Origin of the sequence: Microbacterium sp. CH-015, assembly GCF_049707015.1 — a bacterium.
GTDB lineage: Bacteria > Actinomycetota > Actinomycetes > Actinomycetales > Microbacteriaceae > Microbacterium > Microbacterium aurum.
The window spans coordinates 89,680-109,649 of the sequence record NZ_JBNAFJ010000002.1; the positions used below are offsets into that span (position 1 = coordinate 89,680).

Annotated in this window: 23 protein-coding genes; 3 read left to right on the plus strand and 20 right to left on the minus strand. The window is 71.1% G+C overall.

The window, feature by feature from the left end:
* Positions 1 to 2: 2 nt before the first annotated feature.
* Positions 3 to 938 (minus strand): tetratricopeptide repeat protein, encoded by a 936-nt coding sequence (locus ACPYN4_RS05195; protein WP_424445794.1) that lies wholly within the window; start codon positions 936 to 938, stop codon positions 3 to 5.
* Positions 938 to 2,707, minus strand: coding sequence for a glycosyl transferase (locus ACPYN4_RS05200; protein ID WP_424445795.1), 1,770 nt, complete (start codon positions 2,705 to 2,707; stop codon positions 938 to 940). The genes ACPYN4_RS05195 and ACPYN4_RS05200 overlap by 1 nt, the downstream gene beginning before the upstream one ends.
* A gap of 194 nt (positions 2,708 to 2,901) precedes the next feature.
* On the opposite strand from ACPYN4_RS05200, the gene ACPYN4_RS05205 reads away from it, so the two are divergent.
* Complete coding sequence (locus ACPYN4_RS05205; RefSeq protein ID WP_239280681.1) at positions 2,902 to 3,981, plus strand: AI-2E family transporter; 1,080 nt, start codon at positions 2,902 to 2,904, stop codon at positions 3,979 to 3,981.
* 24 nt (positions 3,982 to 4,005) lie between these two features.
* Here ACPYN4_RS05205 and ACPYN4_RS05210 read toward each other — a convergent pair whose 3' ends face one another.
* The 9 genes from ACPYN4_RS05210 to rpsB form a co-directional block, all read right to left on the minus strand.
* On the minus strand, positions 4,006 to 4,719 hold the full coding sequence (locus ACPYN4_RS05210; protein ID WP_287268824.1) for an alpha/beta hydrolase: 714 nt from the start codon (positions 4,717 to 4,719) through the stop codon (positions 4,006 to 4,008).
* The gene (locus ACPYN4_RS05215) at positions 4,719 to 5,000 is read right to left on the minus strand and encodes a hypothetical protein (protein WP_315549132.1); all 282 of its coding nucleotides are present in this window, start codon (positions 4,998 to 5,000) and stop codon (positions 4,719 to 4,721) included. Before ACPYN4_RS05215 ends, ACPYN4_RS05210 begins: the two co-directional genes overlap by 1 nt.
* A gap of 4 nt (positions 5,001 to 5,004) precedes the next feature.
* On the minus strand, positions 5,005 to 5,751 hold the full coding sequence (locus tag ACPYN4_RS05220) for a lytic transglycosylase domain-containing protein (protein WP_396655182.1): 747 nt from the start codon (positions 5,749 to 5,751) through the stop codon (positions 5,005 to 5,007).
* 46 nt (positions 5,752 to 5,797) lie between these two features.
* Positions 5,798 to 6,364 carry a DivIVA domain-containing protein gene (locus tag ACPYN4_RS05225; RefSeq protein WP_084202158.1) on the minus strand — a complete coding sequence of 189 codons (567 nt, stop codon included), beginning with the start codon at positions 6,362 to 6,364 and terminating at the stop codon, positions 5,798 to 5,800.
* An 11-nt stretch (positions 6,365 to 6,375) separates the two neighbouring features.
* Positions 6,376 to 7,446, minus strand: a complete 1,071-nt coding sequence (locus tag ACPYN4_RS05230; protein WP_315549129.1) for a phosphatidate cytidylyltransferase — start codon at positions 7,444 to 7,446, stop codon at positions 6,376 to 6,378.
* Between the two features lie 9 nt (positions 7,447 to 7,455).
* Positions 7,456 to 8,010 (minus strand): ribosome recycling factor, encoded by a 555-nt coding sequence (frr, locus tag ACPYN4_RS05235; RefSeq protein ID WP_239281880.1) that lies wholly within the window; start codon positions 8,008 to 8,010, stop codon positions 7,456 to 7,458.
* A 57-nt stretch (positions 8,011 to 8,067) separates the two neighbouring features.
* On the minus strand, positions 8,068 to 8,787 hold the full coding sequence (gene pyrH / locus ACPYN4_RS05240; RefSeq protein WP_076690661.1) for a UMP kinase: 720 nt from the start codon (positions 8,785 to 8,787) through the stop codon (positions 8,068 to 8,070).
* A gap of 88 nt (positions 8,788 to 8,875) precedes the next feature.
* Positions 8,876 to 9,703, minus strand: a complete 828-nt coding sequence (gene tsf / locus ACPYN4_RS05245) for a translation elongation factor Ts (RefSeq protein ID WP_315549126.1) — start codon at positions 9,701 to 9,703, stop codon at positions 8,876 to 8,878.
* Positions 9,704 to 9,806: 103 nt separating this feature from the next.
* Complete coding sequence (gene rpsB, locus ACPYN4_RS05250; RefSeq protein WP_287269693.1) at positions 9,807 to 10,715, minus strand: 30S ribosomal protein S2; 909 nt, start codon at positions 10,713 to 10,715, stop codon at positions 9,807 to 9,809.
* Between the two features lie 292 nt (positions 10,716 to 11,007).
* Between rpsB and ACPYN4_RS05255 the strand changes: the two genes are divergently transcribed.
* Positions 11,008 to 11,565, plus strand: a complete 558-nt coding sequence (locus ACPYN4_RS05255; protein ID WP_424445796.1) for a murein hydrolase activator EnvC family protein — start codon at positions 11,008 to 11,010, stop codon at positions 11,563 to 11,565.
* A gap of 9 nt (positions 11,566 to 11,574) precedes the next feature.
* Here ACPYN4_RS05255 and ACPYN4_RS05260 read toward each other — a convergent pair whose 3' ends face one another.
* The 9 genes from ACPYN4_RS05260 to ACPYN4_RS05300 form a co-directional block, all read right to left on the minus strand.
* Entirely contained in the window at positions 11,575 to 12,474 is a 900-nt protein-coding gene (locus ACPYN4_RS05260; protein WP_424445797.1) for a tyrosine-type recombinase/integrase, read from the minus strand.
* 67 nt (positions 12,475 to 12,541) lie between these two features.
* On the minus strand, positions 12,542 to 13,762 hold the full coding sequence (gene dprA, locus ACPYN4_RS05265; RefSeq protein WP_424445798.1) for a DNA-processing protein DprA: 1,221 nt from the start codon (positions 13,760 to 13,762) through the stop codon (positions 12,542 to 12,544).
* A complete protein-coding gene (locus tag ACPYN4_RS05270; protein WP_424445799.1) occupies positions 13,759 to 15,288 on the minus strand; it encodes a YifB family Mg chelatase-like AAA ATPase in 1,530 nt (509 codons plus the stop codon). Before ACPYN4_RS05270 ends, dprA begins: the two co-directional genes overlap by 4 nt.
* Positions 15,285 to 15,647, minus strand: coding sequence for a YraN family protein (locus ACPYN4_RS05275; RefSeq protein ID WP_424445800.1), 363 nt, complete (start codon positions 15,645 to 15,647; stop codon positions 15,285 to 15,287). The genes ACPYN4_RS05270 and ACPYN4_RS05275 overlap by 4 nt, the downstream gene beginning before the upstream one ends.
* Before the next feature lie 98 nt (positions 15,648 to 15,745).
* On the minus strand, positions 15,746 to 16,069 hold the full coding sequence (locus tag ACPYN4_RS05280) for a DUF2469 family protein (RefSeq protein ID WP_076690654.1): 324 nt from the start codon (positions 16,067 to 16,069) through the stop codon (positions 15,746 to 15,748).
* 73 nt (positions 16,070 to 16,142) lie between these two features.
* Positions 16,143 to 16,802 (minus strand): ribonuclease HII, encoded by a 660-nt coding sequence (locus ACPYN4_RS05285; RefSeq protein WP_076690653.1) that lies wholly within the window; start codon positions 16,800 to 16,802, stop codon positions 16,143 to 16,145.
* A complete protein-coding gene (gene lepB / locus ACPYN4_RS05290; RefSeq protein WP_424445801.1) occupies positions 16,799 to 17,557 on the minus strand; it encodes a signal peptidase I in 759 nt (252 codons plus the stop codon). Before lepB ends, ACPYN4_RS05285 begins: the two co-directional genes overlap by 4 nt.
* 155 nt (positions 17,558 to 17,712) lie before the next feature.
* On the minus strand, positions 17,713 to 18,060 hold the full coding sequence (gene rplS, locus ACPYN4_RS05295; protein WP_076692182.1) for a 50S ribosomal protein L19: 348 nt from the start codon (positions 18,058 to 18,060) through the stop codon (positions 17,713 to 17,715).
* Between the two features lie 163 nt (positions 18,061 to 18,223).
* Positions 18,224 to 18,715: an MFS transporter permease gene (locus tag ACPYN4_RS05300; protein WP_239281869.1), complete on the minus strand. Its 492-nt coding sequence runs from the start codon at positions 18,713 to 18,715 to the stop codon at positions 18,224 to 18,226.
* 52 nt (positions 18,716 to 18,767) lie between these two features.
* Here ACPYN4_RS05300 and map point away from each other — a divergent pair, with 52 nt between their 5' ends.
* Entirely contained in the window at positions 18,768 to 19,544 is a 777-nt protein-coding gene (gene map, locus ACPYN4_RS05305) for a type I methionyl aminopeptidase (protein ID WP_239281867.1), read from the plus strand.
* Positions 19,545 to 19,970: the final 426 nt, after the last annotated feature.

Consider the following 19,970-nt stretch of genomic DNA (forward strand, 5'->3'; position numbering starts at 1 on the left):
GGTCAGAACAGCAGGCTGGCGAGGCGTCCGCGAGCGCGGATGACCCGCGCGTCACCGTCGCCGACGAGCCCGAACAGCTCCAGCAGGCGCTCCCGCACGGGGGCACGCTCGTCGGCAGGCAGCTGCGCGAACAGATCGAGCAGTCGGGCGAAGGCGTCGTCCACGTGACCGCCCGCGATGTCGAGGTCGGCGACGGCGAACTGGGCGTCTACGTCGAGCGGGGCGGATGCCGCGGCATCCCTCGCCTGCTGCAGATCCACGCCCTGCACACGCTGCAGCAGGCGCACCTGGCCGAGCCCGGCGCGGGCCTGCTCGTCGCGCGGATCCTGTGCGAGAGCCTGCTCGTACGCAGTGACGGCGCGCGCATAGTCGCCCGCCTCGATCGCGTCGAAGGCTTCCTGATGCAGCGGAGGCATCGCCGGTTCGGCGGGCTCGGCGACATCCGGTGCCGCCTCGCCCACGGGCACCGTGCCGGTCACGCCGTGCTGCGCCGCGAGCTGGAGCAGCTGGGCGAACACCTCGCGCACCTGCTGCTCGGGCACGGCGCCGGTGAACAGCGGCACCGGCTGGCCCGCGATGAGCGCGACGACCATCGGGATCGACTGGGCGCGGAAGCCCTGCGCGAGCTGCGGGTTCGCGTCGACGTCGACCTTCGCGAGCACCAGGCGCCCGCCGAGCTCGACGACCACCTTCTCGAGGATCGGGCTCAGCTGCGTGCACGGCCCGCACCACTCCGCCCACAAGTCCACCACGACAGGCACCGTGCGCGAGAGCTCGAGCACCTGGCCGAACGACTCATCGGTCGCGTCGAAGACCAGCGACGGCGCGCCGTTGCGAGCCTCCGCGCCGGTCGCCGGCGCGGAAGCGGCCGCGCGGGAGCGGAGTGAGGACAGGTCGACGGCGCCGCGCATCACGGCGCCGGGCGTGGGATTGGACACTACGGGACCACCTTCGCGTCGAGGATTGCGGACGAGTACCCGAGCAGTTGGATGCGCTTGCTGGAGCTCTGCGAGGGCACGAAGAAGAAGAGCTGGTCGAGATAGGTCGTCGTGAAGCCCGTGGACGACTGGGTGACGCCGGTGAGGGTCTGCACCAGCGGGTTGTTGTCCAGCTTGATCACGGCGTCGGTGTTCGTCGGCACCACCGTGTCGGTCTCGTTCACCGTGACCGCGACGATCGCGCCGGAGTCCAGCGTCGCGAGCGAGATCGGCTCCTCCGCCCCGGCGCTGGCGCTGAACGTCAGCGTGCCGGTCTGCGCGGCGGTCTGGTTGAACGCGTCCATGCGCTCGGCGCGGTTCTGCGCCACGAGGGTGCGGAACGGATCGCTGGACGCATCGAACAGGTCGGCGTAGGTGCTGGCATCGCCGTTGGTGATGATGTCGGCGTAGGCCGCGGCGACCTCGCTGGGCGGCAGCGTGAGGAAGGGGGACTCCGGGTCGATCGCGACGGCACCCACGTAGGTCGGCGCGAGGTTGAGGCTCGCATCGGCGACGAGCTCGGATTCGTTCGTCAGCTTGTAGGGCGACCACGGGTCGGCCTGCGTCAGGCTCATGATGACATCGGCGGTCGTCGTGCCGGTCTCGACGACGGCGAAGAACGTGCGGGGCCACTGGTCGTAGGCCTCGGGCAGGACGACCCGCACCGGCGACGCGGGGACGGCGGCGGGGACCGGCGCGTCGGCGACGTCCTTCAGCGTGTACGCGGTCTCGCGGGTGGCCAGCGCGGGCCCGGTGAGGCGGACCGCGGCAGCAGCCGGGTCCTTCGCCTCATCCGCCGCGGCGACGCCCTCGGACACACGTGCCAGGATCCGCTCGGCCTGCGCCTGCGTCACGACCGGACTGCCCTGGTCATCGGGGACGACGACCGACGGCGACGGCGAGGCCGTCGGCGTCGAGCCGAACTGCGGCCATGCGTCGGCGGAGCAGCCGGCGAACAGCAGCGCGCTGACCGCGACGGCGGGAACGACGACCATGCGGCGCCCACCTCGGCCCAGCTGTCGGCGGCTCGGAGTCGCACTGATGACGCCCTTGTCGGCCTCTTCGACGGACAGATCGATCGGCTCGGTGACCGGCAGGGGCAGCCCCTTGCGTCGCGGTCCGCGGGAGCGCCGCGCGTGTCGGACGCCGAGGATGTACAGCACGATCCCGCCCAGCAGCAGGATGCTGCCGCCGACGATCAGCGACCCCGCCCACGGCGTGGTGGCGCCGGTCGGCCAGGTGAGGCTCAGGCTGCTGGGTGCGGGCTCGACGCCGTCCGTGGCCACCAGCAGGCTCATGTCCGCGGGGAGCTGCAGCGGCGTGATGAGCACGTCGTCCTGCTGGAACTCATCGAGCCACAGGTCCGAGCCCACGGGGCTGATCGGCACGCTGCCGGCTGCTGGCGGGTTCTTCGCCGACACGGCCTCCGAGGCGATCTCGCCGTCGTCCTCCGTGATGTGCGTGTAGTCCGAGGGGGTCAGCCATGCCTCGAGGTCGGCGGTGCGGCCGTAGGCGGCGAAGATCGTGCCGTCCTCCTGGACCCGCAGCGTCTGCGACCCGTCGTGGCTGTTGAGCACGGCGCCGTCGATGAGCACGTACGGCGCGTCCCCGGTGACCGAGATCGCCTGGCTCTGCGTCTTCGGTCCTTGGAAGACGGTGCGCTGTGCGATGCCGGCACCGATCATGAGGGCGGCGAGCACGAAGGCCGTCACAGCCCAGACGAAACGCACGAAACGACACCTCCCTGCACTCCGCTCGGGGTCGCGGAGCACAACATCGACGTTTCAGACTAGCGAAAAGCGTCTGAATGTCGCCCGGGAGGGCACGTCTTGCCTGTCGCGAGGGTCCCCGTGCGTACTCTTGCAAGGCGGCCGCGCACAGACGGCGGGCCGTCGGCATCCTGACTCGAGGGTTCGGGGGAACCATGAAACTGCAGCACCCGTTCCGCACCGCGCTCATCGCGACGCTCGGCGTGGGCGTCGGCATCCTGCTCATCACGAGTGTGCAGACGCTGTCGACGATCCTGCTCTACGTGGGCACGGCGCTCTTCCTCGCGCTGGGCCTCGACCCCGCGGTCTCGTGGCTCGAGCGACGGGGACTCCCCCGCTGGGCGGCCCTGCTCATCACGTTCGCCGCCGTGCTGGCGGCGTTCGCGGGAATCATTCTCATCGTGATCCCCGTTCTCGTGGGGCAGATCTCGCAGCTGGTGGCGCAGATCCAGAAGCTGGTGCAGAGCGCCGTCGACGGCGACTGGAACCCCGTCGATGCGCTCTCGGACTGGCTGCACAGCGTGTTCCCCGCGCTCGACGTCGACAAGGTCTTCACCTCCATCTCGCAGTGGTACGAGTCGCTGGACCTCGGCCAGATCGGCGGCGCCGCGACCGGGGCGGTCCTCTCGATCGGTGCCGGCATCGTCGCGGGATTCACCGGCGCGATCATCGTGCTGATCCTGACGATCTACTTCACCGCCTCCACCCCGAGCCTCAAGGCATCGGTGTACCAGCTCGTGCCGGCATCCAAGCGCGCGCGCTTCATCGACCTGTCCGAGCAGATCACGGCGTCCGTCGGCTACTACGTCATGGGGCAGGTCAGCCTCGGTGTCATCAACGGCATCCTGAGCGCGATCTTCCTCACGATCATCCAGGCGCCCTTCCCGGCCGTGCTCGCCGTCGTGGCCTTCTTCTTCTCGCTGATCCCGCTCGTGGGAACGCTGACGGGCTCGGCGATCATCATCCTCGTCTGCCTCACCCCGGGGCTCGGCTCGCCGCTGACGGCGCTCGTCGCCCTCATCTGGTACGCCGTGTACATGCAGGTGGAGGCCTACGTCCTCGCCCCGCGCATCATGAACCGCGCCGTCTCGGTGCCCGGCGCCGTCGTCGTGATCGCCGCTCTCGCCGGCGGGTCGCTCCTGGGCCTGCTGGGCGCGCTCATCGCGATCCCGGTCGCCGCGAGCATCCTGATCATCTACCGCCAGGTGATCATCCCGCGGCAGAACGAGCTGTGACCGGCAGGGCGCGGCGCGGGCCGGTCAGTCCTCGGACCATTCCGTCGGCAGCGGCAGAGCGTCGGGGTTGACGGCCGCGACGATCTCGGTGAGCACGCGACGGGTCTGGTTCTCCCCCACCCACAGGTGCTTGCCGCCCTCGACGGGGATGAGCGTCGCGTGGTCGATGGGTGCGAAGCGGCGACGCGCCTCCTCGGGGCGCAGGTAGTCGTCGAACTCGGGAACGAGCACGACGACGGCGCGCGGCTCCCCCGCCCACGCCGCGACGTCCGCATCCGTCGCACGGTGCAGCGGCGGCGAGAGGAGGATGATGCCGTCCACCGGGTGATCCCGGCCGTACTTGAGTGCGAGTTCCGTGCCGAACGACCACCCGACGAGCCAGGGATGCGGCAGGGCGCGCTCGCGGACGAACTCCATCGCCGCCGCGACGTCGAACGCTTCCCCGCGGCCACCGTCGAAGGCACCCTCGCTCGTCCCGCGGGCCGACGTCGTCCCCCGCGTGTTGAACCGCAGCACGGCGAGATCGGCGAGAGCGGGCAGCCGTCCGGCGGCCTTGCGCAGGATGTGGGAGTCCATGAAACCGCCCGCGGTCGGCAGGGGGTGCAGCGTGACGAGGGTCGCCACCGGCGGACGCTCGAGCGGCGTCGCGAGCTCCCCGACGAGGGTGAGCCCGTCGAGGGTGTGCAGTTCGATGTCCTCGCGCTGCGCGGGCAGCAGCACGGGTCCGCGGATCTCCATCAGCCGATCCTCCAGCAGGCGGTGTGCCAGTGACGGCGCGCGGCGAGGTCGGCGGCGTCGCCGAGCACCCCGTCGGCGCGCCACACCACGAGGTGCGCGGTGCGGGGCGTGATGTCACGGCCGCACCCGGGGCACGTGTACGTCTTCTGCGCTTGGGACTCACCGACGGGCTGCACGGTGTAGGACACGCCGCGGCGGGTCTCCGTGCGCTTCCAGCCGCTCAGCAGCCGGGCGAACGAGTCCTCGGCGGGTTCCGGCTGGCGCCGGTTCGCGCGGGGCATGCGCTCAGTACCAGCCCTTGGCCTGCGAGTGCCCCCACGCGCCGCACGGGGTGCCGTACCGGCCGGAGATGTAGCCGAGGCCCCAGGTGATCTGCGTCGCGGGGTTCGTCTCCCAGTCCGCACCGGCGGAAGCCATCTTGCTTCCGGGGAGTGCCTGCGGAATGCCGTAGGCGCCGCTGCCGGCGTTGTAGGCGCCCACGCGCCAGCCCGATTCCTTGTTCCACAGTGCGACCAGGCACGCGAACTCGTCGTCGCCCCAGCCGCGCTCAAGCACCATCGAATAGGCGATGGCCTGCGCCGTGCCGGGGTCCGGTGCGACGAACGGCGGGGTCCAGGACCGGGAGCCGGACGCCGACGATGAGCCGGTCGGGGTCGGGGTCGGGGTGGGGGTGGGCTTGGGGGTGACGTACACGGAGTAGACGATGTCGTCGCGCCCGAGACCGCTCGCCTGCTTCTGCCCGGCGCCGGCCTCCGACGCCGCGAGATACGCCTGGGCGTCGGCGATGGTCGAGGCGTACAGCGACACCGGGTCGAGCTCGGCGGCATGCGCGTCCGTGCCCGTTGCCGTCAGCGGACCGACGTAGGCCGCGCCGAAGCCCAACACGGCGAGCACCGCGAACACGCTCATCGCGCCGCGACGCCGCGACCAGCGGGCGGGCTGCTGGGGCGGGCGCGATGCCGTGGCGCGCACCGCGGCATCCGCCCGTCGCGTGCGGTCGGCTGTCGGGGTCAGCTCGGCATCGGAAGTCACAGTGTTCCGATTCTAGCCAGCCGCCCGCATCGTGTCATGCGACGCGTCAGACGACGGCGAGCATGACCTCGACGGTCGCGTCGAGCACCGCATCCACCTGCGCCTCGTTGTACCCGCGCCGCTGCATCCGGAAGGCGACGGAACGCACCTGGTCGACCGTCACCGTCTCCCCCTCCTCCAGGAAGCGGGCGAGCTTGTCGGCGACGAGGTCCACCTCATCGACGCGATAGCCGAAGCGCAGCATCCCCACGCGGCGGAAGCGGCGCCCCTTGGGACGCGTGAGACGGTCGAGGATCTCCTGCGCCAGCTGGCGCGACTGGCCGACCCACGCGCGGGCGCCGGCGCGCGAGAGCGCCTGCTCGCGCTCCCGTGCGGCGAAGGCGTCTTCGATGCGGCCGAGCGCCGCATCCACGGCGGCGACCTGGTAGCCCCGCTTGACGAGCGGGAACGCGACCGTGCGCACCGTCGAGGAGTCGATGTCGGAGCTCTCGGGCGCCTCGAACGCGGCGCGGGCGCGGGCGAGGAACGCGTCCACGTCCTCGGGCCGGTACCCGCGTGTGCGTCCGGTCGTGCGAGGGAAGGGACTGGCTGCGGCGGCGGGGGCGTCAGCGATCACAGTGTCGGTCATGTGCTCACCATCGGAAAGAACAGGAAATACAGCGCCAGGGCGGCCGCCGCGGAGGGAAGGATCGAATCCAGGCGGTCGAGCACACCGCCGTGACCGGGCAGCCAGGAGCTCATGTCCTTGATGCCGAGGTCGCGCTTGATCATCGACTCGCCGAGGTCGCCCACGGTGGCGCAGCCGAGGATGACGACGCCGAAGACGATGCCGACCCAGATGGGGACGTGGAGGACGAGCAGTCCGTACCCGCCGGCGATCGCGATCGTGGCCACGGCGCCACCGGCGAAGCCCTCCCAGGTCTTCTTGGGGCTGATGCGCGGCGCCATCGGGTGCTTGCCGAAGGCGAGCCCACTGGCGTAGGCGCCGGTGTCGGCCGCGACGACGGCGACGATCATGCCGAGCAGCCAGTACTCGCCCTGCTCCTGCCGCAGCAGCACGAGCGTGAGACTGGCCAAGAACGAGACGTACACGGCGACGAAGCCGGTCACCAGCACGTCGGTGAGGACGTCGCCGTAGCGGCGGCCGTCGTGGGCGGTCATCTGCGCGAGCAGACGCCAGACGATCAGCGCCGCCACGCACGCGAAGGTGATGACCCAGTGGGTCCAGTGCCCCAGGAAGAATCCCGACAGCACGATGATGGCGCCGACGACCAGCTGCGGCACGACGTCGATGCGCCGCCCCGCCGTCTGGAGGGCGCGACTGAATTCGAACACGCCCAGCAGGCACACCGGGATCGCGAAGATCAGGAACAGCGACTTCACGAACAGGAGTGACCCGAGCACCACCGCGCCGATCGCGAGACCGATGAGAGTGGCCAGCAGCAGGTTGCGGCCGGTGCGGGCGTTGATGCGGTCATTGACCTGCTCGAAGTCGGCTTTGGCGCGGTCGATCTGCTGCTCGAACTCGCTGCGCGCCGCCCTCACGTGAGCCTGGAAGCTCGATCCGGCGTCGGCGTCGGCGTCGGCGATCGCGCGTCGGGCCTCCGCACGCGTCTGCGGCGGCGCGTCCGGCGCCCCCGCGTCCCCGGCATCGGGATCGCGGAACGCGGGAGGTTCGCCGGAGGGATCGGTCATGCCTTCGCCTCAGACCTCGAGGAGTTCGGCCTCTTTGCGCTTGAGCGCGTCGTCGATCTCATCGACGTGCGAACGCGTGATCGCGTCGAGCTCCTTCTCCGCGCGCACCAGCTCGTCCTCGCCGACCTCGCTCTTGAGCGCATCCAGCTCGTCCTTGGACTTGCGACGGATGCCGCGCAGGTGCACCTTCGCGTCCTCGCCCTTGCTGCGCACGAGCTTGACGTACTCCTTGCGCCGCTCGGCGGTGAGCTCGGGCATCGTGACGCGCACGATGTTGCCGTCGTTCGACGGGTTCGCGCCGAGGTTCGGCATGTCGCGGATCGCCTGCTCGATGGCCTTCAGCGCCGACTTGTCGTACGGGGTCACCACGAGCGTGCGCGCTTCGGGGGTGTTCAGCGAGGCCAGCTGCGCGAGCGGCGTCGGCGAGCCGTAGTAGTCGACCAGGATCTTCTGGAACAGCTGGGGGTTCGCGCGTCCCGTGCGGACGGTGGCGAAGTCGTCCTTCGCCGCCTCCACAGCACGGTCCATGCGGGCGGTCGTGTCGGCCAGGATCTCGGCGATCACGGTCACTCCATTCGTCGTTGCGTCAGGGGAAAGTCTAGTGCGGGCGGATGCCGCGACTCAGACCGTGACGAGCGTGCCGATCGACTCCCCGAGGAGCGCGCGGGTCACGTTGCCGGCCGGCTCCATGCCGAACACGCGCATGTCGATGCCGTTGTCCATGCACAGGCTGAACGCCGTCGAGTCGACGACCTTCAGGCCGCGCTGCAGGGCATCCTGGTAGGTGATGCGGTCGATCTTGGTGGCCGTGGCATCCTTCTTCGGATCTGCCGTGTACACGCCGTCCACGCCGTTCTTGGCGACGAGCACCTCGTCGGCGCCGATCTCCAGCGCGCGCTGGGCGGCGACGGTGTCGGTGGAGAAGTAGGGCAGGCCCGCGCCGGCGCCGAAGATGACGACGCGACCCTTCTCCATGTGCCGCTCCGCGCGGCGCGGGATGTAGGGCTCGGCGACCTGGGTCATCGAGATCGCGGACTGCACCCGGGTGGCGGCTCCGGCCTGCTCGAGAAAGTCCTGCAGGGCGAGGGCGTTCATGACGGTGCCGAGCATGCCCATGTAGTCGGCACGACCGCGGTCCATGCCGCGCTGGCTGAGCTCGGCGCCACGGAAGAAGTTGCCACCGCCGACGACGATCGACACCTCGACGCGGTCGACGGCCGCCGCGATCTCGCGGGCGATCTGGCCGACGACGTCGGGGTTGACCCCGAGCTGCCCTCCCCCGAACGCCTCGCCGGACAGCTTCAGCAGGACGCGGCGGCGTCCGGTGTTCTCATCGATCACGCAGGGGTTCCTCTCGTCGGATGCAGACTATCGAAGCGGGCATGGGAAAGGGGGCCCGCATCCGTGAATGCGGGCCCCCTTTCGCGGCTTACGCGCCGACCTTGAAACGGGCGAAGTCGGTGATCGTGATCCCCGCGTCGCCAGCGACCTTGGCGACGGACAGCTTGTTGTCCTTCGCGTAGTCCTGGTCGAGCAGGGCGACCTGCTTGAAGAACGCGTTCACACGGCCCTCGACGATCTTCGGCAGGGCGGCCTCGGGCTTGCCCTCGTTGCGGGAGATCTCCGTGACGATCTCGCGCTCCTTCTCGACCTCGGCGGCCGGCACCTCGTCGCGGCTGAGGTAGGAGGGGTTCGCGAAGGAGATGTGCTGCGCGATCGAGCGGGCGGTCTCCGCGTCGTCGCCGGTGTAGGCGAGGACGACGCCGACCTGGGGCGGCAGGTCCTTGCTGGTCTTGTGCAGGTAGATCTCGAACTTGTCGCCCGAGAGGGTGCGCACGCGACGCAGTTCGACCTTCTCGCCGATGATCGCGGCCTCGTCGGAGATGACGTCGGCGACGGGCTTGCCGTCGGCATCCGCGGCCAGAGCCGCCTCGACCGAGTCGGCGCCGACGGCGGCGGCCGCGGCGAGCACCTTGTCGGCGAGGGCGAGGAAGCGGTCGTTCTTCGCGACGAAGTCGGTCTCGGTGTTCAGCTCGAGGATCGTGACCTTGCCGTCCTTCTCCGTGGCGGCGACGAGGCCCTCCGAGGTGGAGCGGTCGGCACGCTTGGCGTTGCCCTTCGCGCCCTTCAGGCGGAGGATCTCGACGGCCTTCTCGAGGTCGCCGTCGGCCTCCTCGAGAGCCTTCTTGGTGTCGACCATGCCCGTGCCGAGCTGCTCGCGCAGGGCCTTGATGTCGGCGATGGTGAAGTTGGCCATGGGTGGTGGCTCCTTGACTAGTGAATTCTGCGTGGTGAGTTCTCGTGGATGATGGTGCGGGATCGCCGCGATCGCGACGATCCCGCACCGGCGGGAAGCTGTCTTACTCGGCAGCGACGGCCGCGGCGTCGCCTTCGGCCTTGGCCTCGGCACCGGCGGCGTCGGCAGCCGACTCCGTCGCGATGGTCTCGACCTCGGCGACCTCGGTGACGACCGGCGTCTCGGCCTCGGCGGCGGGCGCCTCGGCGGTGCCGCCCTGCTCGAGCAGCTCGCGCTCCCAGTCGGCGAGGGGCTCCGCCTCGGCGGACTCGTCGGTGGGCTGGTGGCGCTGGATGAGGCCCTCGGCGGCGGCGTCGGCGATGATGCGGGTGAGCAGGCCCACCGAGCGGATCGCGTCGTCGTTGCCCGGGATCGGGAACTGGAACTCGTCGGGGTCGGCGTTGGTGTCGAGGATGCCGATCACCGGGATGCCGAGCTTCTTGGCCTCGTCGATGGCGAGGTGCTCGCGCTTGGCGTCGACGACCCAGATCGCGGACGGCGTCTTCTGCAGGTTGCGGATGCCGCCGAGCGACTTGTGCAGCTTGTCGAGCTCGCGCTTCTTCAGCAGGAGCTCCTTCTTGGTGAAGCCGCTGTCGGCGGGGTTGTCGAAGTCGAGCTCCTCGAGCTCCTTCATGCGCGCCAGCCGCTTGCTGACGGTCTGGAAGTTGGTGAGGAGCCCACCCAGCCAGCGCTGGTTGACGTAGGGCTGGCCGACGCGGGTCGCCTGCTCGGCGATGACCTCCTGGGCCTGCTTCTTGGTGCCGACGAACAGGACGGTGCCGCCGTGGGCGACCGTCTCGCGGACGTACTCGTACGCCTTGTCGATGTACGACAGCGACTGCTGCAGGTCGATGATGTGGATGCCGGAGCGCTCCGTCAGGATGAAGCGCTTGACCTTCGGGTTCCACCGGCGGGTCTGGTGTCCGAAGTGAACGCCGCTGTCGAGCAGCTGGCGAATGGTGACGACGGCCATGGCCGTTCTCCTTTGTTTCTGGGTTGATCGCGTAGGCCGGTCGGCCCGTGCGCCTGGTGCCCGGCACGCACCCGCTCCCGTTCGCACGGTGAGACCTCTGGGTGTGGATGCCGCGAGTCCCCGTCTGGGACAGGGCGTCGCTGTGGGCACGCGGAGTCACCCCGACGCGCGGGGTGCGTCTGCCAGTGTATCAGCCGCATCGCTCTCTCCCCCGCCGGCGAATCCGCGGATCTGTCCACAGATCGGGCATCTTCGCCGCCGCGGTGCGCCGCGCAGGAGCACGGTGGGGGGCATGTCTTCACTCGCTCGCTGCATCGCCGCCGTCGCGCTGGCCGTGTGCGTCGTGCTGGCGTGCCCCTGGCCGGCTACGGGGCGCATCGGCGTCGTCGCTGGAGCGGCCGCCGTGGCCGCGCCCGGGGCCGCGGGCGACGCGGGTCCGGTCGCAGCGGGGTGGCGGTGGCCGGTCAGTCCCGCCGTGGTCGTGGCGCCGTATCGTGCCCCCGCCCACGCCTACGGCGCCGGGCACCGGGGCATCGATCTGCAGGCGGAACCGGGCTCGCCGGTCGTCGCTCCGGCGGACGGGATGATCGCGTTCGCGGGGACGGTGGTGGATCGGCCCCTGCTGACGATCGACCACGGCGAGGGGCACGTGACGACACTCGAGCCTGTCCTCCCCGCCGTCGCGATCGGCGCGCGGGTCGCCGCGGGCGAGGTCGTGGGAACCGTCGCGGCCGGAGGTCACACGACACGCGGCGCGGTGCACTTCGGGGTGCGCGAAGCAGGCGAGTACATCACCCCGCTGCTGCTGCTGGGGACGGTGCCGCGCGCCGTCCTGCTGCCCTGTTGCTGAGGCGCGCTCTCAGGCGCGCGGGTGCGCGAGCCGGTAGGCGGCGGCAAGCTTCTCCGCGGAGACGTGGGTGTAGATCTGCGTCGTTCCGAGGCTCGCATGACCGAGCATCTCCTGCACGGTGCGCAGATCCGCTCCCCCGTCGAGCAGGTGCGTGGCCGCGGAGTGACGGAGCGTGTGGGGCCCGGTGGTCTCCGTGCCGAGAGCGGGGGCGACGGCACGGGAGACGACGTCGTACGCCGCGCGGGTCCCGAGCCGCCCGCCGCGGGCTCCCAGGAACACGGCCGGGCTCCCCTGGCCGCGTGCGGCGAGGACCGGGCGGCCGCGCACGAGATAGGCGTCGAGGGCGGATGCCGCCGGCCCCCCGAACGGCACGATGCGCTCCTTGGATCCCTTGCCGATGACCCGGACGGTGCGGCGGTGAGCGTCGATGTCGTCCACGTCCATCCCGCACAGCTCGGCGACGCGCAGCGCGGATGCATACAGCAGCTCCAGGATGGCGGCGTCGCGCAGCGCGATGGCGTCGCCCTCCCCGGCGCGCGCGGCCGCTGCGTCGAGGACGGCGGTCATCGCCGGCGCGGTCGCGACTTTCGGCAGGGTGCGCGCACGCTTGGGGGCGACCAGACGCAGGCTCGGATCGACCGCGATGATCCCGTGCTCCTGCGCCCAGGCGAAGAACCCCCGCACCGACGCCGTGCGCCGGGCGAGCGTGGCGCGCGCGTCACCGCGCTGCGTCGCCCGCCACAGCCACTCGCGCAGGCTCTCGAGGTCGATCTCGGCGAGCTCGATGTCGCCCGTCGCGTTCTGCAGATCGCGAAGGTCCGCGGCGTAGGCGCGAACCGTCGCCGGGGAGAGCCGGCGCACGTGCGCGAGGTCGTCGGCGTAGGCCGCCGTCGCCGCCGCGAGTCTCATGCCTCCAGCATGCCTGCCCGTTCCCCGACGGCGGCGACGGCGCACCGCACCGACGCGCGAGGCGATCTCACCATAGCGTCGCCGCCGCGCGATGCCGCGCCCGGACCCATCCGCCCGGGCGCCGTTCCACTGTGCCCTCCAACTCCAGGAGACCGAGGAGCGCGGTCGCCTCCTCCGGTCCGAAGCCTGCACGGCGCGCGATGTCGTGTCCACTGCGCGCGCTGCGGTCGCTGAGCGCGTCGAGGATGCGGGTGAGATCGCCCGCACCCTGATCCGCGCCCGGCGGCACCGCGCCGGGCGCATGGTTGTCCAGCCCCAGCAGCTCCATCATGTCGGCGACGGAAGTGATGCACTCGGCCTGCGCCTCACGCAGCAATCGGTGGCAGCCGGCGGATGAGGCGCTCGTGACCGGCCCCGGAACGGCGCCGAGCGGCCGACCGAGCGCCGCCGCATGATGCGCCGTGTTGAGCGAGCCGCTGCGCCATCCGGCCTCGACGACGACGGTCGCGTCGCTCATGGCCGCGATCAGCCTGTTGCGCGCGAGGAAGCGCCACTTCGTCGGTGACGATGCGCACGGCACCTCGGCGGCCACGGTCCCCTCCGCGGCGATGCGCTCCAGCAGGTCGCGGTGCCCCGCCGGGTACGGGCGGTCCACCCCGCCGGCCAGCAGCGCCGTGGTCGCGCCGCCCGCCGCCAGCGCACCGCGATGCGCCGACCCGTCGATGCCGTACGCCGCGCCGGAGATCACGGCGACCCCGGCCGCGGCGGCCCCCGCGGCGAGATCGTCCGCCAGCATGTCGCCGTAACCGCTCGCCGCCCGCGCACCGACCACCGCCACGGCGGGACACGACGCCCCGAGCGCGTCGACGTCGCCGAGCACCCACAGGCACACCGGCGCGAACGGCCCGAGGTCCGCGACGCGCTCGGGCCACGCGTGATCCTCCGGGGTGACCAGACGGGCGCCCGCGCGTCGTGCCGCCGCGATGCGCTCGGCGACGTCGCCGCGGCGTGGATGCCACCGGGTGCGCGCTTTGTCGAGCTCGCCCAGCTCGATCCCGGCGGCGTGGGCGACCTCTGCGCCTCCCGTGGTGGCTACGGCGATCTCGAGCGCGCGCACCGGCCCGCACGTCGCGATCAGTGCCCCGGCGACGCGGTCGCCGGGTTCGACCAGGCAGGACCAGACCGCGCGCGCGTAGGCCACGACGAGATCATCGTCTTCGCTCAGCGCATCCGCGATGCCGGCGAGCTCCCGGCGCGCGTGCTCCGGTGTCGGTTCGAGGATGTTCACCCCCGCACCCCCTTCTTCAGATACAGCGCCCGGCCGATGTCGGCCACCTCGAGCCGGTCACGCCCGGCGAGATCGGCGACCGACCAGGCGACCCTCAAAACCCGGTCGTAGCCGCGGAGGGTGAGCGACCCGCGGTGCAGCGCGGCGTCGAGCGGCCGGCGGATCGCCGGCTCAGGCGCGAGCGGTCCGTCGCGCAGCCACGCGCCGGACACCTCCGCGTTCATCCGCCACGGTGTGTCGCGGAGTCGATGGGCGGCACGATCGCGCGCGGCGCGCACGCGTTCCCGCGCGGCGGCCGAGCCGGCGCCGCCGCTGCGGTCGCGCAGCCGGGCGACCGAAACGCGCTGCAGCGACAGCTCGATGTCGATGCGATCCAGCAGCGGGCCGGACAGCTTGCCGAGGTAGCGCCGGATCGCGAGCGACGGGCAGGTGCACTCCGCCCCCGGCACGCCGTAGTTGCCGCAGGGGCAGGGGTTCGTCGCGAGCACGAGCTGGAACCGTGCCGGGAACGTGGCCCGGAACCCCGCGCGATGGATCTCGATGCTGCCCGACTCGAGGGGCTGACGCAGGGCATCCAGGGCACGTCCCCCGTACTCGCCGGCTTCATCCAGGAACAGCACTCCCCCGCTCGCGCGGGCGATCGCGCCCGGCCGGACGGTGCGGCTGCCGCCACCGACGAGCGCCGCGACGCTCGCACTGTGGTGTGGCGCCTCGAAGGGCGGCGTGCGCCGCAGTTCGGCCACCGGCATCCCCGACAGCGACCGCAGCGAGGCGGCCTGGATGGCCGCGTCGTCGTCGAGATCGGGCAGGATGCCGGGCAGTCGTCGCGCCAGCATTGTCTTGCCGGCGCCGGGCGGCCCGCTCATGAGGAGGTGGTGACCGCCGGCGGCGGCGACGATCAGCGCGTCCACGGCATCGGCCTGACCGATCACATCCGCGAGGTCGAGCTCCGTATCTCCGACCGGTTCGGCCGCGACAGGCGCCGGAACCGGCTCCAGGTCGACCTCGTCCACGTCGAGCCCGTGACGGCGCGCCACGTCGCGCAGGCTCACCGCCCCGAAGACCTCGACGCCGGGGACCAGTTCCGCCTCGGCGCGGTTGGCGTACGGCACGACGACGCGGCGCATGCCGGCGCGGGCCGCGGCCGCGACGGCGGGAAGCACGCCCGGCACCGGACGCAGCCGCCCATCCAGGCCCAGCTCGCCGATGTGGACGGTCTCGGCCAGTGAGCCGGCGTCGATGTCGCGCTCGGTCGCGAGCGAGGCGATGGCGATCGCGACATCGAGCCCCGTGCCCTGCTTCGGCAGGTTCGCCGGCGACAGGTTCGCGGTCAGTCGCCGCCGCGGCAACGGCAGGTCGCTGTTGGCGCAGGCGTTGTGCACCCGCTGGTGCGCTTCGCCCACCGCGCGGTCGGCGAGCCCGATGATGCAGAAGGCGGGCGTCTGGTTCGACAGGTCGGCCTCGACCTCGACGAGATCGCCCTGAAGCCCCGTGAGCACGACGCCCCACGTGCGACCGACGGTCATCGCAGGTCCACGAGGTGCTCGATGGCGGCCGAGGCGGGGTCCTCACCGGTGACGCCGATCACGTCCAGACGCAGCCGGCGCCGACCCGCGAGATCGGGGTGGGCGGCGATCCACGCGCACGCCACACGCCACAGCCGGTCGCGCTTGCGGGCGTCGACCGCCTCGAACGGATGCCCGAACCCGTCCGTGCGCCGCGTCTTGACCTCGACGACCACCAGGTCGCCGCCGCGAGCGGCGACGATGTCGAGCTCACCGGCCCGACAGCGCCAGTTGCGGTCGAGCACCGTGAAACCGTTGTCGGCGAGGTAGCGCGCGGCGCGTTCCTCGCCGGCGCGTCCGCGCACGTCCTTGTCTGCCATGACGGCATGGTGCCGTGTCGCCGACCCGCGTGGGGGCGCCCATCACGGCATCCGTGGACAACTCCGCCGATCACCCGGTTGGGGAGAGGGCGATGAGCTCAGGAATCCAGCGAGAGTTCCTCGGGCAGCTGGAAGTCGCGACGCTGCAGCTCCTCGACGTTGACGTCCTTGAACGTCAGCACGCGCACCGACTTCACGAAGCGGTCGGCGCGATAGATGTCCCAGACCCAGACGTCGGTCATCGAGATCTCGAAGTAGAAATCGTGCTCCGTGTCGCGGCGCACGACGTTCACGTCGTTGGCGAGATAGAACCGGCGCTCGGTCTCGATGACATACGCGAACTGCGAGACGACGTCCCGGTACTCCTTGTACAGCGCCAACTCGAGTTCGCGGTCGTAGTCGTCAAAGCCCTCGTCGTCCATGGTGCTCCCATCCTATGCGGCGGGGGTGCGACCCGGCGCCAGATCGGGGCCGCGTGCGCGCCGCGACAGCGGGTCAGAACAGCGTGGGCGCGTCGGCGATCGCCCACGAGGCGCGATGATGCGCACTCAGCCCGTGGGACCGGATGGCGTCGCGGTGCTCCGCGCTCGCGTAGCCCTTGTTGCGCTCCCAGCGGTAGACCGGATGCTCCTCGTGCAACCGCGTCATGAGGTCGTCGCGCGCCACTTTCGCCAGCACCGACGCCGCCGCGGCGGAGGCGCAGTCGCGGTCGGCCTTCACGATGGGCTGCACCCGAAGTCCGCCGCCGCCCGCCGGCGTGATGTAGTCGTGGTTGCCGTCGAGGATCACGATCGCCTCTTCGGGGACGATGCCCTGGGCGCGCAGGTCGGCGATGGCGCGGAGCGCCGCCAGCCCCAGGGCGCGGATGATGCCGACGCGGTCGATCTCGTCCGCCGTCGCCCATCCCACCGACGCGGCCCCGACCCACCCGGCAGCGCGCTCGGCGACGGCGTGCCGGTGGTGCTCGGCGACGAGCTTGGAGTCGCGGAGTCCCTCCGGGATGCGGCGGCGCGCCCGGGCGGCGTCGATGACCGCGGCGCCGACGGCGACCGGACCGGCCAAGGCGCCGCGGCCGACCTCGTCGCAGGCGATGACGAGCGCGTGCTCGCGCAGCAGCCGTCGCTCGACGGTCAACCGCGGCACGGCGACGGTCATCGTCCCGCGGCGGGGGTGGCGGAGGGAACCCCCGAGAACACCTCGTGGTGCCCGTCGATCGTGCCGAACCGGTTCAGCGGCCAGGTGATGAGGAAGGCCCGGCCGACGACGTTGTCGATCGGGACGAAACCGTGCGAGGGCTGGTCCATGTTGTACCGCGAGTCGCGGGAGTGGTCGCGATTGTCGCCGAGCACCCACAGCGACCCGTCCGGGACGGTCACGTCGAACGGCACCACCTCCGGCGCACTCTGCCCGGGTGCGAGATCGAGGTACGGCGTCTCGTCGATGGGCGTGCCGTTGACAGTGATCTGGCCGATGGCGTTGCAGCACACCACGTGATCGCCCGGCAGGCCGATGAGGCGCTTGATGAGGTGCTCGTCGCTGTCCGACGCCGTGATCCCCAGGAGAGACAGCAGCCAGTCACCGGCCTGCACGAGCGGTGACTGGTCGGCGGGTGCGGGCGACACCGGCAGCCAGCCGCCGGGATCGCGGAAGACCACGACATCGCCGCGCTCGTATCCGGTGAAGCGGGGGGTCAGCTCGTCGACGAGGATGCGGTCCTTCACGAGCAGCGTCTGCTCCATCGACCCCGACGGGATGTAGAACGAGCGTACGAGGAACGTCTTGATCACCAGCGACACCACGATGGCGATCACGACGATGACGAGGATGTCGCGCACGAGCGACCAGAAGCCGCGGCGACGGGAGACCGGCGGGACCAGGGGTGCGGCGTCGGTCGGGTGATCGGAGGTCATGCAGCGTCTTTCTCGTCGGCGCGCCCGTGGGTCGGTTGCCGCCCCTCAAGGGTCGCACATCCCGGGCGCGATCCACGTCGCGCCACGACCGCGATCCGCGCCCGGGAACGACGGATGCCCCGGACCAACGGTCCGGGGCATCCAAGAGGCCGAGCTCAGTGCTCGCGCTTCTCCTTGATCTTCGCCTTCTTGCCGCGGAGGTTGCGCAGGTAGTACAGCTTGGCGCGGCGCACGTCACCACGGGTGACGACCTCGATGTGGTCGATCACGGGGCTGTGCACCGGGAAGGTGCGCTCCACGCCCACCTGGAAGCTGATCTTGCGGACCGTGAAGGTCTCGCGCACACCGTCGCCGGAGCGGCCGATGACGACGCCCTGGAAGACCTGGATGCGGGAGCGGTTGCCCTCGGTGATGTTGACGTGCACCTTGACGGTGTCACCGGGACCGAAAGCGGGGATGTCGCTGCGCAGCGATGCTGCGTCGACGGCGTCGAGGATCTGCATGATCTTCACTTCCTGCAGCCGCCACAGGTCGACCGCGAGAGTTCTGGAAAGGATGGGTTCGTGCCCCCGGCATCCGTCACCGGATCCGTGCTCCCCTGAGGCAGAGCCTGTTCAGGGCACAAGCATCCATTCTGCCATGGATGGCGCACCCCACCAAACGCACTCAGGCGGGCGGCGGGGTCTTCTCGCGGATGATGACGATCCCCTCGTCGACCACTCGCGGCGCCTCCGGGCGAGGGGCGGGCACGTACCCGACCCCGTCGGGCGTGCGCAGCAGCACGGGCGCCGGCTTCGCCTCACGCCACAGCTGCGACAGCGATGTCCACATGGCCGCGATACCCACGGCGATCGTCAGGGCGAACACCGGCCACCACCAGCGTCCGTCGAAGACGCCGAGCGCAATGACGAGCACGTGCCAGGCGCCGACCACGCCGAGGTCGGTCCAGGAGACCGCGCGCCCCGCGCGCACTGTCCCTCGGGCGCGGATGAGGAGAGTCAGGATGACCTGCCACACGAGCACGATCGGGGCGGAGACGATGACCCACAGCAGCGCCCACGGGTTCGCGCCGAAGACGATCCAGCCGATGAGCAGCCACAACGGCAGCAGGAACGCTGCCGGGATCAGCCACCGGAAGAACGCTTGACGCAACCACATGCCTTCGATGCTACGCCGGTCAGCCACAATGGATGCTGACGAAAGGATCACGATGATCGAGCTGCGCACCCCCGCCGAGATCGAGGCGATGCGTCCCGCGGGACGGTTCGTCGCCGAGACCCTCGCGACGCTCCGGGCCGAGACGACGGTGGGCACGAACCTTCTGGCGATCGACCGGCGCGCGCACGAGCTGATCCGGCAGGCCGGCGCCGAGTCGTGCTACATCGACTACCACCCCTCGTTCGGCGCGAGCCCGTTCGGCAAGGTCATCTGCACCTCGGTGAACGACGCGGTCCTGCACGGACTGCCGCACGACTACGCCCTGCGCGACGGCGACCTCGTCTCCCTCGACTTCGCGGTCGCCGTCGACGGCTGGGTGGCCGACTCCGCCGTCTCGTTCGTCGTCGGCACCCCGCGTGACGAGGACCTCGCGCTCATCGACACGACCGAGCGCGCGCTGGATGCCGCCATCGCGGCCGCCGTGGTCGGCAACCGCATCGGCGACATCTCGCACGCGATCGCCGAGATCGCGCACGCCGACGGGTACGCCATCAACACCGACTTCGGCGGCCACGGCGTCGGCCGTGTGATGCACGGCGACCCGCACGTGCCCAACGACGGCAAGCCCGGCCGGGGCTACCCGCTGCGCGCCGGACTCGTGCTGGCCCTGGAGCCCTGGTTCCTCCAGTCGACCGATGAGCTGGTCACCGATCCCGACGGCTGGACGCTGCGCAGCGTCGACGGCTCCCGCGGCGCGCACTCGGAGCACACGATCGCGATCACCGAGACCGGTCCGATCGTGCTCACCGACCGGTCGCACCTCGGCTGATCCGCGCCGCGCTGCGGAGCGCAGTTCCCGAGGAGAATGCACGATAACGAGGAGCGGATGCCGGGGATTTCTCCTCGGCATCCGCCATCTCCTCGGCAACCTACGCGATTGGTTCGGCGTCCGGTTCCGTCCAGATCACGATCGGTTCGGTCGGAGGCCGCACGATGTCGGCGGGGCCGGCGCCGGTCAGCATCCGCTCGCTCCGTCGTCGCACGGGTCCAGCTTGCCGTAGGGCGTCCCACCCGCCGGGCGCCGAAGGCGACGAGGAAGGTCTCCGACATGATGTCCTCGGCCCGGTGGTCTCCCATCCGCTGCGCGGCGTAGCGATAGATCGCCGGCGCATGACGGTCGAAGAGAACCGCGAACGCCCCCGGCTCATCGCCGGAACGTTCGATCACCTCGGAGTCTGTGCTCACATCCGTATTG

Bases quoted from the DNA above. Each gene is read 5' to 3' on its own strand.
- ACPYN4_RS05205 (WP_239280681.1), top strand. From the start codon at position 2,902: ATGAAACTGCAGCACCCGTTCCGCACCGCGCTCATCGCGACGCTCGGC.
- ACPYN4_RS05210 (WP_287268824.1), bottom strand. From the start codon at position 4,719: ATGGAGATCCGCGGACCCGTGCTGCTGCCCGCGCAGCGCGAGGACATC.
- ACPYN4_RS05215 (WP_315549132.1), bottom strand. From the start codon at position 5,000: ATGCCCCGCGCGAACCGGCGCCAGCCGGAACCCGCCGAGGACTCGTTC.
- ACPYN4_RS05230 (WP_315549129.1), bottom strand. From the start codon at position 7,446: ATGACCGATCCCTCCGGCGAACCTCCCGCGTTCCGCGATCCCGATGCC.
- tsf (WP_315549126.1), bottom strand. From the start codon at position 9,703: ATGGCCAACTTCACCATCGCCGACATCAAGGCCCTGCGCGAGCAGCTC.
- rpsB (WP_287269693.1), bottom strand. From the start codon at position 10,715: ATGGCCGTCGTCACCATTCGCCAGCTGCTCGACAGCGGCGTTCACTTC.
- ACPYN4_RS05255 (WP_424445796.1), top strand. From the start codon at position 11,008: ATGTCTTCACTCGCTCGCTGCATCGCCGCCGTCGCGCTGGCCGTGTGC.
- ACPYN4_RS05260 (WP_424445797.1), bottom strand. From the start codon at position 12,474: ATGAGACTCGCGGCGGCGACGGCGGCCTACGCCGACGACCTCGCGCAC.
- ACPYN4_RS05270 (WP_424445799.1), bottom strand. From the start codon at position 15,288: ATGACCGTCGGTCGCACGTGGGGCGTCGTGCTCACGGGGCTTCAGGGC.
- ACPYN4_RS05275 (WP_424445800.1), bottom strand. From the start codon at position 15,647: ATGGCAGACAAGGACGTGCGCGGACGCGCCGGCGAGGAACGCGCCGCG.
- ACPYN4_RS05280 (WP_076690654.1), bottom strand. From the start codon at position 16,069: ATGGACGACGAGGGCTTTGACGACTACGACCGCGAACTCGAGTTGGCG.
- ACPYN4_RS05285 (WP_076690653.1), bottom strand. From the start codon at position 16,802: ATGACCGTCGCCGTGCCGCGGTTGACCGTCGAGCGACGGCTGCTGCGC.
- lepB (WP_424445801.1), bottom strand. From the start codon at position 17,557: ATGACCTCCGATCACCCGACCGACGCCGCACCCCTGGTCCCGCCGGTC.
- rplS (WP_076692182.1), bottom strand. From the start codon at position 18,060: ATGCAGATCCTCGACGCCGTCGACGCAGCATCGCTGCGCAGCGACATC.
- ACPYN4_RS05300 (WP_239281869.1), bottom strand. From the start codon at position 18,715: ATGTGGTTGCGTCAAGCGTTCTTCCGGTGGCTGATCCCGGCAGCGTTC.
- map (WP_239281867.1), top strand. From the start codon at position 18,768: ATGATCGAGCTGCGCACCCCCGCCGAGATCGAGGCGATGCGTCCCGCG.